Annotated in this window: 9 protein-coding genes; 4 read left to right on the forward strand and 5 right to left on the reverse strand. The window is 37.1% G+C overall.

From position 1 onward, the window contains the following. Nucleotides 1-249 precede the first annotated feature (249 nt). Nucleotides 250-972: a SagB/ThcOx family dehydrogenase gene (locus ABDH28_04490; protein ID MEN2998273.1), complete on the forward strand. Its 723-nt coding sequence runs from the start codon at nt 250-252 to the stop codon at nt 970-972. 336 nt (nt 973-1308) lie between these two features. On the opposite strand, the gene ABDH28_04495 is transcribed toward ABDH28_04490, so the two are convergent. Next, the gene (locus ABDH28_04495; protein ID MEN2998274.1) at nt 1309-2181 is read right to left on the reverse strand and encodes a class I SAM-dependent methyltransferase; all 873 of its coding nucleotides are present in this window, start codon (nt 2179-2181) and stop codon (nt 1309-1311) included. A gap of 106 nt (nt 2182-2287) precedes the next feature. On the opposite strand from ABDH28_04495, the gene ABDH28_04500 reads away from it, so the two are divergent. Genes ABDH28_04500 through pyrF form a run of 3 tightly spaced genes read left to right on the forward strand, consistent with a single transcriptional unit; the run spans nt 2288 to nt 6859 of the window. Then, nucleotides 2288-5272, forward strand: a complete 2985-nt coding sequence (locus ABDH28_04500; GenBank protein MEN2998275.1) for a tetratricopeptide repeat protein — start codon at nt 2288-2290, stop codon at nt 5270-5272. Nucleotides 5273-5282: 10 nt separating this feature from the next. Next, nucleotides 5283-6197, forward strand: coding sequence for an NAD(P)H-binding protein (locus ABDH28_04505; GenBank protein ID MEN2998276.1), 915 nt, complete (start codon nt 5283-5285; stop codon nt 6195-6197). A 5-nt stretch (nt 6198-6202) separates the two neighbouring features. Next, nucleotides 6203-6859 (forward strand): orotidine-5'-phosphate decarboxylase, encoded by a 657-nt coding sequence (pyrF, locus tag ABDH28_04510; GenBank protein ID MEN2998277.1) that lies wholly within the window; start codon nt 6203-6205, stop codon nt 6857-6859. Here the strand turns inward: pyrF and ABDH28_04515 are convergent. The 4 genes from ABDH28_04515 to ABDH28_04530 form a co-directional block, all read right to left on the reverse strand. Further along, nucleotides 6856-7134 (reverse strand): HPr family phosphocarrier protein, encoded by a 279-nt coding sequence (locus ABDH28_04515; protein MEN2998278.1) that lies wholly within the window; start codon nt 7132-7134, stop codon nt 6856-6858. The genes pyrF and ABDH28_04515 overlap by 4 nt on opposite strands. Beyond that, nucleotides 7131-8036, reverse strand: a complete 906-nt coding sequence (hprK, locus tag ABDH28_04520; protein MEN2998279.1) for an HPr(Ser) kinase/phosphatase — start codon at nt 8034-8036, stop codon at nt 7131-7133. Before hprK ends, ABDH28_04515 begins: the two co-directional genes overlap by 4 nt. Next, complete coding sequence (locus tag ABDH28_04525; protein ID MEN2998280.1) at nt 8033-8353, reverse strand: HPF/RaiA family ribosome-associated protein; 321 nt, start codon at nt 8351-8353, stop codon at nt 8033-8035. The genes hprK and ABDH28_04525 overlap by 4 nt, the downstream gene beginning before the upstream one ends. Before the next feature lie 191 nt (nt 8354-8544). After that, entirely contained in the window at nt 8545-14211 is a 5667-nt protein-coding gene (locus ABDH28_04530; GenBank protein ID MEN2998281.1) for a hypothetical protein, read from the reverse strand. Nucleotides 14212-14319 lie beyond the last annotated feature (108 nt).

A 14319-nucleotide genomic window follows, 5' to 3' on the forward strand; every position in this document is an offset into this window, starting at 1 on the left:
GTAGAAGAATATAAGAGGACAACTTCCGCTATCTTTTTCCTGAGCTTGGATGAAAGGTCAAATAGAAAGTTTTTGATGAAGTGATTTATAGTTTTTCTGTGATTCATATATTCCTCCTTTTGCCTTTATTTTACGAGGCAAGAGGAGGTTATTTCACTTTAATTTTTACCAAACTCCTCTACAAACTTCAGGTAAAAATATTGAAAACCTAACTTGCTAAGATTATAATACATCAAGAGTAAGGCAGAAATGGGGAGAAAAGTTATAACCTTTGCCACTATACTTGCTAGTCTTGTTCTATTTTCTATGTTTGAACATGCGTGGTCTAAAAATACAAAGCTAGATTCCACTGGAACCTCGGGAATTATTTCTCTACCTGCACCTAGGACCATTGGCAAAGTCTCGGTTGAAGAAGCAATCAAGCTTAGGAGATCTGTAAGGGACTATACCAAGGAAGCTTTAAATTTACAGGAAGTTTCTCAGCTTCTATGGTCCGCCCAAGGTATAACCGATCCTATCACTGGCTTTAGATCAGCACCATCTGCCGGAGCAACTTACCCCCTGGAGATTTATTTAATTGTGGGTAAGGAAGGAGTTGTAGGTCTAGAGGAAGGAGTTTATCTCTACATTCCCCAAGGACATAAGTTGAAACATCTTGCAAAGGGAGACATAAGAAAAGAGCTAGCAATATCTGCTTTAGGGCAAGCTTGGGTTGAAAAAGCACCCATTAGCATCGTTATCACCGCAATTTACGAAAGAACAACCCACAGATATGGTGAAAGAGGAATAAGGTATGTTCACATGGAAGTAGGACACGTTGGTCAAAATCTTCACCTTCAGGGAGTAGCCCTAGGGCTAGGAATGGTAATGGTTGGAGCTTTCTATGACGAACAAGTAAAAAAGATACTTCAACTACCCAAAGAACAGCACCCACTATACATAATCCCAATAGGTCGCCCAAGAAGTAGATAATGAAGAAGTAGATAAAATGAACTATTTCGCTCTACATTACTTGCTTGCAGATATAACTCTCATATTAATGATAATCTCAACTCTTTCAGGTATTACTTTACCCCTTGGTAGACTATTCAAATACCCCCGCAGGTGGTGGATACTAAATACAATCCTTCATATCGTCCTAAGTTTCATGGCACTAATTTCGTTCATGCTCACCTACTTCCTAGCCCCAAAAATATGAACAAAAGTCAAAAATTTCCTAGTTTCATACTTCTTACACAGTAAGCGCAAAAGTAAAAACAAAAATCCCTTCTTCCAACAACTAACTATAAATGCCAAACGGACAGAAACCTATTTAACACCAACTATCACCATTGAGCTTGTCAGTGTAAAATCACCAATCCTAAACTTACCAAGTAGGTGGTAAAAGAGCGTCTTGAGCACTTTCACATACCGATATACACCTCTGGTATTAAGAAATGTTTTTGCCAATTTTGGAAACAAGTCAAACTCTACAGGATAAAACTCAAGTATTTTCCTATAACCAAGGCCTCTAAGAAGATTCTTTAGAGTAGTATTTGAAAAGTAGTGTAAATGCCCAGGCAGGTAATAATGATACCTCCTACCCCAAAGCTTACTCTGCAATCCATTTATGTTAGCAGTCTGGATGAGCAACACTCCTCCCTTAGTATTAGAGTTATATATTTTCTTCATAACACTTAGAGGATCTTCAAGATGCTCCACCACTTCAATCATCGTGATTATATCAAATCTCTCACTTCCCAGCTCAACTTCACCAACATCACCAACGAAAACTTCAATTCCCCTACTCCTTGCATAATTAGCAGAATACTCAGAAATCTCAATTCCATAAGGTTGAAGTCCTTTCATTCTAGCCCTCTCAAGAAATCCCCCGAAAGAACATCCTACATCTAAAATATTTATAGGAGATCTAAGGTTCTCACGAGTATATATAGAGATAAGCTTATCAATTCTTCTATCCCAAACAAGGTGAGATCCCTTGATCTTTCTTTCGTCTAGATAGGAATAACCGTTTTGTCCCGAATAGTAACCTTCAGTATAATAACTTTTTATCTCATCCTTTGTAGGAAATGGATAACGAAACAAAACTCCACAGGAGTTACAAATAAAAACATCAAACTCATACCTTTTCGGCCTCAAAGCAAAAGATAGGTCGCTACTGCCACAGAGTTTGCAACCCATACACAAATTCTCGGAAAAACAAGCTCAGTTTAAAGCTTGATACTTTGATTTTGCTTTCTTGCTGTCTCAGAGATTTGTTATAATTATCTTACAGGGTATACAGCATATGAGAAATGTCATTACAACAGTTTATGTCATAGCTTTGGTTATAGTTCTCACATTATCAGTATATCCAACAGGTGATGAAAATCTATTCAAGATAGGAATAGGAGCCTTCAAAGACGAACTGTATATGGTAGCTGAATCTCAGTTTAAACTCATCGTTGAGCAGTATCCAAACAGTAGATACTTTCAAGACTCTCTTTACTATCTACTACTGTCTCAGTATTTTCAAAAAAAATACTCCGATGCTCTTAAAACAGTAGCTTTGATTGAGGGCAAGTATAGGTATATAAAACACTTTCCCAAAACCATTTACCTAAAGGGAAGAATTCTCTTTGATACTTCTGACTATAGGGGGGCTATAAAGTCTTTTGAAACCTATCTAAAAAACTATCCTATTGATGAAGATGCTCCTTACTCTGGCTACTATATGGCAATGGCCTACTACCATCTCACTAACAGCGAAAGAGCTATACAGATACTAGAGGATCTTGAAAAATCCTACCCTAACGCTCCAATAATTGAGGATATCAAGTTCAGAATCGCTAAGATATACTTTGAGTCTGAAAATCTAGATACATCTTATCTAAGATTTAAGGAATTTGAGAAGTCATACCCAAACTCAAAATTCTTTCCAGAAGTTCTGTATACCTTGGGAAAAATACTATTTCAGAAAGGAAGTAGCCCCAAGATTCAGACAAACCTTATATATGACTCTGGAGTGTATTTTCAGAGAGTTTCTGAGTTACAATCCTACTTAAAGCCGTATGCTACTTTTAATGCAGGAGTAGCATTTTTACTGATAGGTCAGTATGAAAGCGCAAAAGAGTTGTTTTCAAGATTAATTGACGAATTCTCCATATCCTCGGATCAAAACATCAAGGATATGGTCAACGAAGCAACCTATAACTTAGGTAAAATTTACCAAATACTGGGCGACTATGAAAACAGCATAAAGGCTCACAAAGCCTCAATTGCTCAAGGGGGTAAGTTTTCAACAAAGAGCGTTCTAGAGTTAGCAGAATTACTAAACTCCAGAGGAAACAGCGAAGAAGCTATCGGTATTTTATCTCAGCACACGAATTTTTCGGAGGTCCTGCTTAAATACTCTCTCTTGCTTCAGCAAAAAGATCCAGAGTCCTCCGAAGACATACTGTTCTCTCTCGCAACTTCTACCGACGTTGAGAAGAATACAAAAAACGAGGCAATAGTGGAATTGTTAAAGCTTTTACTGAAAAAAGCAAAATACGAGGCAATAGTTTCCAACTTCAAAACCCTTCTTAAAAACTCAACTGATGAGTTCACAACAAGCTTTGTATTCTTCTCACTAGGAGAAGCAAACTTAAATCTCAAGGACTATAGATCAGCTATCTCAGCCTACTCTCAGGTATCAGATCCTTCCCTTAAAGAAGATGCAACGGAGGGTATAGCTTATGCTCATTACCTTTCCGAAAACTACACCCTAGCGATAAAGTCCTATAACAACCTACTTAACTCCCCAAAATACCAAGACAGAGCAAATTACCTAATAGGCGTGTGTTATGAAAAACTTAGAAAAACTGATGAAGCTAAGAAGCATTATTCTCAACTCGTAGCTAGCGGGAAAGACAGTAAGTATGTTACCTCTGGTGTAATAAATTTAGGGTGGGTATACGTAAGAGAGAAAAATTTTGACGAAGCTATAAACCTAGTATCCAAGCACTTAAGCACAACTACCGAGATAGGTAGTTATGAATATCTTTCCGAAATACTTGCCTGGGCCTACGATGGTAAAGGTGACTATCTAAAGGCAATCGAAATTTTGAGAAAATTGGTGTTACTTAAGGAAGTATCAGACCTGCAGAAAGTTAGATACTATAGCTACATCTCTCTCTTCTACGAGAAAGGAGGTCAACTTAAAGAAGCATTAGATATTGTTGAAAAAGAACTTTTACCCCTAACCACTAGAAAGAATCTAACAAATCACACCGTTGACGGAATTGGAAGAGCTATAGAACTCTCAGTAAAGCTAAAAGATAACAGTAGACTGAGCACCTACACTCTAGAACTTAAAACCAAGTATACCAACTTTCATAAATCCTACGAATACCTCTACAGGTATTCTGAATATTTATATAGTAACGAAAGATACAAAGAAGCTGGAGATGAATTTCTGTTTGTTGCTAGAAACTCACAGGATAGAAGCTTAAGTGATGAAGCTTACTTTTGGGGTGGCTGGGCATACTATAACGCAAATAGAATTCAGGATGCGGTAAATGTATTCAACGAATTTGTGAACAAATCAAGTAGTAGTAAAGTTGCAAGTGTTCTCCTAACACTTGGAGATGTAATGGTTAATCAGAAGAAGTTTACAGAAGCAAGAAACTATTACCAAAGGATCGTAAACGAATTCAAAGGCACACCAGAATACAATGAAGCTGTTATAAGGCTATCTAAGATTTCCTCTCTTGCTAAAGCGGAAGATACTAAACAGCAAAAACCCAGTGTCCAACAGTCACAACCTCAACAACCTACCTACCCCCAAATGTCTCCAACCAAACAGGAACAATTCCCACAGAAAAGCATAGAGGAGATAATATCATCTCTTGAGACCATAAGCAAGTCAAAGGATAGAGAAAGTGCCTCAAAGGCAAAATTTGAACTTGCTATGATATACAAATCTCAAAAGAATTACCAGAAAGCTATAGATCTATTACAAGAGATCACAGAAGAGGTTTACAATGAAACCTCCGCCATGGCTCAATTTGAGATAGGCGAGATTCTAAGAATGAATGGAGATTACGGTAGAGCTTGGAAAGAATACATAAAGGTCATATACATCTATAAAGACTACAAGGATGTGGTAGTTAAGGCTATGTATTACACGATATTCTGCTATATACAGATAAAAGAGTACGATCAGGCAAAAAAGCTTTATGAGAAGATGCTAAGAGATTTCTACAAAAACCCCTGGACAGAAAAAGCTGAAGAGTTGATAAAAAAAATATAGTAAAACGAGTATGGTCATTTTTCTAACAGATGCTACCAACTTTATTGGTAAAAACATACTTGAAGAGTTACTAAGTAAAGGAGCAAAAGTTAAGGTTTTAGTTGACTCAGAAAAAAAGTCTTGGAAATTCTTCCAAGGCTTTCTTGATAAACCCTACTACAAGAATCTAGAATTGGTCCACGGTAATGCAATGTTTCCCGAAAGCTACTCTGAACACCTTAAAGATGTAGATGTTGTTGTAAGCTTGAAAGGAACAAGCTTCAGGACTGTTTACAGAGAAAAGGTTTTTTGGAAACGAGAATATGAAATGACAAAGATCCTTGTTGACGAAGCAGTAAAAAACAAAGTAAAGAAGTTTATTTATATCACCTCTTTAGGAATTCCCTGGGGGGCTAAATCTAAACTACTTTCCGCAAAGTATAAGGCAGAGAAATATGTAATAGAATTTTCAGATAACTGGGCGATAATAAGATCATCGTTGGTTATAGGCCCTGAAGGAGAGTTCACCAGATCCGTATTCTCAATGTTGAGAAGAGGAATAGTATTGATAGTAGGAGATGGAAAATACAGCATTAGACCAATTTCTGTAGCAACCATTTCAAATCTCGTTTCTCTTGTAGCAACGGAAAAAGGAATAGACAGAAAAGAGCTTAATGTAGTTGGACCTAAGGAATATGTCTACGAAGAGTTTATAGACACTTTCGCATCAATCGTTGGTAAAAAGAAATATCTGAAGTTTCATCTGCCAATTTCTACCGTCAAATTACTCGCTAAACTCTTCGGCAGACTTAGCTTTTCACCACTTAGCCTAAGTCAAATGGAACTAATTGAAAAAGGTGGAAACATCTACTTTGATGTTACAGACAAACTCCCCGTGAAGAATATCCCAGTTGAAGAAGAGATAAAAAAACTAAAATATAGGTGAATAAAATGGTTGAAAATATAATAGTTGCGATAGACACTGTTAGTCTTAGTGAGTTTGAAAAGATCTTTTCAAAAGTGAAGAAAATCTTCAAGTGGTATAAGATCCACTCCATATTTCTCAAGGAACATAAGAGTGTATGCAAAACTCTTAGAAATGAAAGCAAGAAGATTTTTCTTGATCTCAAGTTTTTTGATATACCTACTACGGTAGAAAAACATATTGATGCAATATCGGGTTTTTGTGATATGTTCACAGTCCATTTGCTTTGTGGGAAGGTATGTCTAAAAAGAGTAGCCGAGGTATCAAGAAGTGTTGGTATCACACCAGTAGGTGTAACAGTTCTCACTAGTTTCTCTGATAGTGATCTTAGTGAGATTGGAATAAACTCAAATGTTGTAGAGCAAGTCCTAAGACTTGTTGAACTAGGCATGAACTGCGGTATTGACCACTTCGTATGCTCTCCCAAAGAAATAGAGATTGTGAAAAAGGAGTTTGCGGATGCAAAACTTATAACTCCAGGAATAAGAATAACTGGACAGAGAGATGATCAAAAGAGGACAACAGGACCAAAAGAAGCCTTTGAGAAAGGTGCTAATTTCATAGTTATGGGAAGAGATCTTATAAGACTTGATGACCCTGAAGATATTTTCCTCTACCTCTAGTCATCATCATCCTCACCAAGCTTTTTATTCTCAATGAGATCTGTAAGTTTATCAATAACCTGTTGCTCGTCAATACCGTTTGCTATCACCTCTATCGTGTCTCCTGGCAAAATGTTGAGAATTATAAGCCCCAGAGTGCTCCTGGCATCTACAACATTGTCATCTTTTTTTATTTCTACCTTAGACCTAAAATCCTTAATTGCGTCATAAATTCTAACTGCAGGTCTCATGTGCACTCCATATTTCGCCTTTATCACAAACTTTTTCCTAATCATACTTTACCCTTTCGCCTTATGCGTTCATTTATTATAGCAGTTTCTATCAAGAATGCAATATTTCTACCAGGTGTTACAGGAATTGTTCTTTTTGGTAATTTTATTCCTAAAACCTCGTAGGTTTCAATATTGTTTCCTATCCTATCCATTACGAAGTTACTGTCCCAATCAACAAGTTCTATAACCATATCTATCTCTTTACGGGGTATCGTAAAACCCGCACCAAACAATTCCTCAACATTTACCATCCCAATTCCTCTAACTTCAATCAGGTTTAAGCTTTCTCTAGAATAAGGAAAAGCAACAGCTCTATACCCCTCAGGATACCTTATCTTCTTCACGAGCACAATATCATCACAAACAAACCTATGCTTTCTACTTAGAAGCTCAAGTCCAACTTCACTTTTACCTATACCACTTCTACCTATTATTAAAACCCCATACCCAAATATATCAAACATCCCACCGTTAACTACAGTCCTTGGAGCAAGTTCATTGTTTAGAATAAGTTCTACCGAAAAAGTTAGTTGGTAAGTATCTAATGAGCTTACTATTATAGGAACCCCACTCCGCCCCGCTATCTCCATAAACTCTTCTGGTAACCCCTTAAAATCCGAAACTATACAACACGGTATATCAAAGGAAAAAAACTTCTCTATATACCTCTTCTTCTCTTCATCTTTCTCTCTGTAGATGGTATCTATGTAAGCTTGCTCACCTTTTCCTATTATTTGCACTCTATCGTAAGCAAAGTTGTCAAAAAATCCAGCCAACGATAAACCAGGTCTGTTAGTAACACCAGATTTTATCTGCTTTTCCTCAGCTTTGTCCTCACCCACTATTATTGATAAATCAAGATTGTATTCATTCTTAGCAATTTCCACAAATGACTTAACCTTCATTGCCTTTTTCTTCTTGCTTCCCTAAGCCTAGAAGTTTTTTTCTTCTTTCTCTCCTTCAGTATCAAATCATGAGCTTTATTTATAGTATCAGTTATAGCTATCTTCCAATCGTGATGCTCATGTTGAGCAAAAATCTTAGTGTGATCCACAAATACATCCATTTCACATAGAACTGACGATGTTGGAGTAACAGAGATGAAAAAATGAATCTTCGTTACCCTACCTTCAACAAAAGAGAGTTTGTTTAACTTCGCATAAATATGACTCTTCACATCCTCAGTCACAATGAAATCTCTACCCTCTATCAGGACCTCCATATCTATCCTCCTATTATATATCCTAAATATCAAGAAACTTTCTTTCAACAGTTTCTTTCTGAAGTTTGGTCAGAAATTTGATACTTCTTGAAGAGCGTTCAGAAAACCCAACAAGTTTCTCATAGCTACCCAACAATGGCATCTGCATCAAATATATAACACCTCAATACCTACTCCTTCCAACTTTTACTTTAAAAAGTTACTCTCAGGTTAATCCCAACTTCTATTCCAGAAACCACTTCAAAAAACTTCTCCTTTGCCTCATCGTTTTCAACATACATCTCGGACATCTGAACCGCTAAAAGCTTTAGATAAGCCAGAAACTTGAAAAAATCCGAGAAATTTACCCCAGTCTCGTGGTAGAAGTTTAGTTCAAAAGCCCTCCTCTTGGAACTTGGAAACTTGTTGTTGTTATACCATGGAAATTCAGAGTAGAGACTAAGTTCCTCCTTGTTCTCTATTATTGAGTTAGCTTTAATCTTCACTAAAAACAGATCAATATCACTCTCCGTGGGAAACAGAAAAGAGTAAGAGAATCTAAAATTATGAGACACTAAACTTAAGAGAGACTGTGGCGAAGTAAGACCTATTCCAAAATTAGTGTAAAACGAAGGTAAGTTAGTTATCACATCCTGATAAGAATAGGTAAGAGCGTAAGAAATCAAAAAGTTCTGCTGTGTGCTAACAATTCCAGAAAATGAAAAAGAAAAATTCACTTTATCCATCATTGTCAACGAGTTGAGATTCTCATCCCTAGAAAAAGTAAAACTAACAGCTATATCGTTTACTGACACATTAGTAGTTCTTCTAAATATAAACCAATCAAGTTTGTATATCGGAATATAGGACACCGCTGTAACTAAAACTTTCGTTGACTGTCTGAAACTGCTCAGCTCCCTCACGGTAGTGGTTGAGTAGTCAAAGGTATAACTTCTTGGTATTAGACTCAAAAGTATATTTTCAGTCTGCTGTAACGATATAGAAATCCCGGAAGAAGTAAACTGATTCACAACACTTCTTACATTGTAAAGGTTGGATACAAAAACCAGAGCATTGCTAAGGTTTTCATAACCAAACAATCCCGAATATTCGTAGAAAGGTATAGCTACTACGCCTCTATAAAGATTGTTCGTGTAAAAGTCATACCACTTAAGCTCGTAGTTCACCAAATTTGCGGAAAATGTTGTATTCAATGAGGAATTCAGCGAGACCGAATTAAATATAAACCTGTTGATCATGAAATCAAGCTTATACGTCACCTTACCAATCATCTGAGTATCTCTGAAGAGAGAATTTGAAACTTCCCTAAAGTTAAAATCTTTAAACTCATAAACAGGAGTTATGTAAAAGTTAACAGTTTTGAAAAGGTTAGCAAGAGAAATTGACAACGTATCACTCTCATATACCTCCTTCCTCCTACCTCTTTCCTTAAACCCTTCGGATAAGAGAACCAAAGAATAATAATTCCTCTGAAAAACCGAAGATTCTGAAATTTCCTCAACAAACGGAATAACGTTCGTTTCAGTAAAATCAAATGTCTCCGAGTGCTTGAAGGAATTATTCACACTTAAAAAAGAGTGATTGAAGAATGAATCCAGAGATAGCGAGTATATCCAGTTTTGATACGAGGGAGAGTGGAAATAGTAAATATTGTTAGTCGTAGTATTATAGTTTTTCGCAGAGTAACTTGACGAGAGAGTAAGTGTATTTTTCAAGGAGAAGTATTTCTCAACGAATGGAACAGTATAAGAGACAATTCCCTGCGAATCAAGACCTATCTCTTCGGAAAGCATATTATGCATCACCAAGTTAGTTCCTATTGTAACCAGACCATTTTGGGATAAAGATACGTATCTGTCTGAGAAAGAATACGATATAGAAGGAAGAAAGGCAATATTGTGCTTTGAGGCTAGAGAGTATCTAAAAGCCCTTGTGATATTGTCATAGAGTAAATATTCTGGTAGAGTCGGATCTTTTGAAGAGGTATCTCTTGATAGGGAGAAAGAATGATTTAGTCCAAGATATTTTAGAAAATCGGAAGAATAGTAGTAGGTGAAAGTAAATATATTAGCATTATCCTTTCCACCAGTACCCCTAAAGTTTGGAAAAATGTTTTCCAGTAAGAAGGTTACATAAGGATTTGAGAGAACAGGGAAACCTAGAAGTCTAAGTTCGTCAGCATAGGAGAGTAAGAAAGAAGAATTCAGTGCACTACTTACATACCAATTCACACCCGTCAGAAATAGTTCGTTAAACCATATCTCTCCAGTGTTTGAAGGCTCTGTTGAGTTTGTATTAACCCTTACCCCAAGTTCTATGGAGTTGATGTCCCTTACTGAAGGAAATCCAACTATAGTCGGAAGCACAACATCATAAACATTGTTGTTAATAATGAGTCTATAATCCTCCCTTATCCTTATCTCTAACCTATTCCAATAGTCCTTTCTTAACCTGTCCATCGGTATGAGAAACTCAAACCAATCCTTCTCCTTAGTCACTAGTTTTATCACTATACTTTCATCAGAGAAAGTATCGTTCCCCAGCTTTATAGGTAGCCCCATTTCATTTTTGGTAGGAATGAAAATATACATTACAAGCTTGGAATATGGAGAAAAATTCTGAGATGCATTAAACCTTATTGATACCAAAGCTTCCCTACCCCCCTGGTAGGGTGAGAAATTTGTATTTATTGGCACATTGGAAAGACTGTAGGTCACCCTAAGCGAAGTCTCATCTATTGATTTCGCCTCAGATATTGACATTCCGCTAGTCCCATGCAGGTGAGAGTATTCTTGAAGTCTCTCCTTTTCCTCTGCAGTCTTTGCCTCAATGTTAAAAAACCTGTTTCTAAGATATAACGGTGAATCGTAAACAGAGATACTTGTAGAATTTATCTGATAAGGCGCAGATACTATTATTCCATCTACCTTATAAACAGGAGTAGTTCTAAATTTCAATTGGATCTCATCTATAAGCACTCTTCCCTTATCTCCAGCCAGTTTTTTCAAGATTAGTCTAACCATGTAGGTTTTCTTCAGTATTTCCAGCTCAGACGATGTCAGGGTCCTAAGCTTAAGCACTAACTGCTTCCAACCACTCCCCTCTAAAGTGTTTGAGAGGGAAATAAAGTTCTCGTTAGTATCTAACCTCCCGTTTTTATCCAAATCCTCGGTATCTATCCTACCGTTTCCACTGCCTCTCCTACCACCACCTATCCTGGTCATCACGGTATTATCAACAGGATTATTAAACTCAAAGCCATTTTGCGAAGTAGTAACTTCGTAATCCAACTTACCATCACCATCCAAATCTTCCGAAAATCTACCAAGCTGGAGTATAAATAAAACAGAATTAGTGTTGTTATCATCATAGCTATTATCTCTATCATTATCCATTTGGATCTTGTAAGATACAATGATCTCGCTTAGATCTGAAAGGTCAAGCCCTGATGGATTTACAGATAACATCACTCCAACCCACTCACCACCCGAGAATTCGTAGTCAAGAACTAAGGAATACTGAGAAACATTTGGGAAGTCTCCCAAACTCAGTCTACCGCCTCCTACTATATAGGGACCAGCTTTCTGAGAGTAAGGTAGAATCTGTTCAGATGGGAGAGACCAATTGTAGGACATCAGCGTAAAAGATTCGTTGGCATAGTATTGCCTGTAGTCTTTATAGTAAATCATACCCCTGTTAGTATAGTAGCAACCGTCAGTAGTAGAAGGAGAAGCTAAATACCAAGCATCTTCATCCTTACTTAAAAGAAGTGACTTTTTACCACTCTCAAAGTCCTCAACTATCGCAGAACCAAAAGAGTTGGGATTAACAACAGAAAATGCATACTCTAAGTCAATATAACTTGTGAATTTATCACTCTTTACACCGAATAAATTCTTGAAATCCACCCTATTGATCACAGAGGTTATTAGCCCTGCTTCGGGACTTGAGGTTCCTATCCTAGGAGCAATCCCACCACTTTGTGATGTCCAAAACCCCGTTGAAAGCTTTAGCATAGAAAAGTCCAAAAGTTGATACTCAGATACTGCCCCGAGAGATATTTTCTGACTCCCACCAAAAAAAGGCCTATACTCATAAGAAATCTCCACTTTATCACCCTCACTTATCAAAGTCGGATCCTTAAAAACAATCCTTCCTATCGGATATAGTAGAGTATACTTATCCTTTGGCACTAAAACCCCATTTATCCTAACTTCCTCACTATTCTCAACTATATCAAAGTCAAGCTGATAACTCACCACACTTTCGTAGTATCTAACCCTCATAGTGTAAGTAGATTCCGCATCTAGCGGATCCCTTGTCAAAGTATATATGTTATAGTTTGCATTTGTAAGGAAGGGGGTTAAAGAGTTAAACTTTATTCTCCCTTTATTTAGGTCAATAGTGTAATCTGTAGGTAGAAACTGGAGTGGTGATAGGATTGTTGGATCTTGAGTATAATACACCGTTATCTCAAAAGTATGCGAAAGACTTAACTCGGTGCTTCCTACCAAGTATACATTCTTCAGCTCGTATGGTGAGTAGCCCACATTCGGATTGAGTAAATAAAGGTAGCTTCTCCCATCACTTCCACTTCCTTTGTAGATATTCGTAGAGAATGTGATTCCTATTCCCGAGTTATGAGTATAAAATACTGCCAAAAACCTACTACTCTCAATACTATACTTTAACTCTAACTCACTACTAAACCTATCAAACAAATACTCATCACCGGAGACTAACCTTCTGAAAGGAATCCCATCAATAAATACTTCAGCATTCTCAGGTGAAGATATTGAAACAAAAACTGCAAGAGACGCAACATCTACATTCCTATCAGGAAGCTTGAAAAACTTCCTTTTCACGAAGTCAATATCCTTGATCACCTTCTCCGTCACCCTCTTCACGCCCGTAAAGGACCTCTTAGTCGGAATTGTGGTTGAAAGTGTAGCAATTGCCTCCAACGAAAATTTATCCTTCTTCCCAACAAATTTCACACCCTGAGCTGACTGAGCTATCGCAGTGTAAGCCATATACTTACTAGGAGTTTTAGAAAACCTCACATCACCAAAGGAAAGTTCCCTAACAAACGGTTTCGTATCTACCGACTTCTGCATTTCCAAACTATGAGTTACAGAAGATTGAGGCAAAGAAGTTGTTTGTTCAGGTTCCTTATAGGAAACATTAAACCTGTTTATAGCACTTTTCTGATCAAATTCTATATCCACATTCACCTTGTTTCCTATCTTACTCGTTGACACCACTCTCATATCTTGATTGATGTTGAAGTTCTCTTTTATATAGGAAGATGGTTGGAATGACAAATCTGGTAATTTCTTAATACTTCCATAAGAGATCCCAAACACTACATTACCCCTAGCAACAACCCTACTTTCAAGTTGCTCAATATCCACAGCAACCACAGGTTTTTCAAGACGATAATACTCTCTTTTACTCTTCTCTTCTTCCAGAAGCAACTCTTTGAAAAGTTCCTCGTCATAACCAGTCTTATACGACCTTATTTTCTCAGTAATCGCCTCTATCTCTTCCTCTTTGCTTATCTCATCAACACCAGCTACATAGAGATCATCACCTATCACGTAGTCTAAATGTGAAGGATACTCTTCTATCTCAAACTCTACGTCTGTTGCTAAAGTAGAAGAAACATCCGTATAAAATGTTTCCAAAGTTAAGTCCGTTGGTTCAACAGACGAACCTCTAGACTCTGACTCTAAGCCATTGTGATTATATTCAGGAGTAACCGCATTACTTTCTCCATAAGCAACAATGAAGATCGCTAGTATCAGTAATAAAGCTGTAAGTCCAGTAGGTATAAAGACTGGTATTACTTTATTCATCTAGGAATATTGTATACTTCTACCCTCATTAGATTCAAAAAATCCACTATACCTCTTTCTCAACAAGCATCAAGAGACCTAGCATTAAGTAAAGTTCTGTAATTGAAC

Source organism: Brevinematia bacterium (genome assembly GCA_039630355.1).
Lineage (GTDB): Bacteria > Spirochaetota > Brevinematia > DTOW01 > DTOW01 > SKYB106.

Excerpts from the sequence above, each read along its gene's own strand:
- ABDH28_04490 (MEN2998273.1), top strand. The coding sequence starts at position 250 with ATGGGGAGAAAAGTTATAACCTTTGCCACTATACTTGCTAGTCTTGTT.
- ABDH28_04495 (MEN2998274.1), bottom strand. The coding sequence starts at position 2,181 with ATGGGTTGCAAACTCTGTGGCAGTAGCGACCTATCTTTTGCTTTGAGG.
- ABDH28_04500 (MEN2998275.1), top strand. The coding sequence starts at position 2,288 with ATGAGAAATGTCATTACAACAGTTTATGTCATAGCTTTGGTTATAGTT.
- ABDH28_04505 (MEN2998276.1), top strand. The coding sequence starts at position 5,283 with ATGGTCATTTTTCTAACAGATGCTACCAACTTTATTGGTAAAAACATA.
- pyrF (MEN2998277.1), top strand. The coding sequence starts at position 6,203 with ATGGTTGAAAATATAATAGTTGCGATAGACACTGTTAGTCTTAGTGAG.
- ABDH28_04515 (MEN2998278.1), bottom strand. The coding sequence starts at position 7,134 with ATGATTAGGAAAAAGTTTGTGATAAAGGCGAAATATGGAGTGCACATG.
- hprK (MEN2998279.1), bottom strand. The coding sequence starts at position 8,036 with ATGAAGGTTAAGTCATTTGTGGAAATTGCTAAGAATGAATACAATCTT.
- ABDH28_04525 (MEN2998280.1), bottom strand. The coding sequence starts at position 8,353 with ATGGAGGTCCTGATAGAGGGTAGAGATTTCATTGTGACTGAGGATGTG.
- ABDH28_04530 (MEN2998281.1), bottom strand. The coding sequence starts at position 14,211 with ATGAATAAAGTAATACCAGTCTTTATACCTACTGGACTTACAGCTTTA.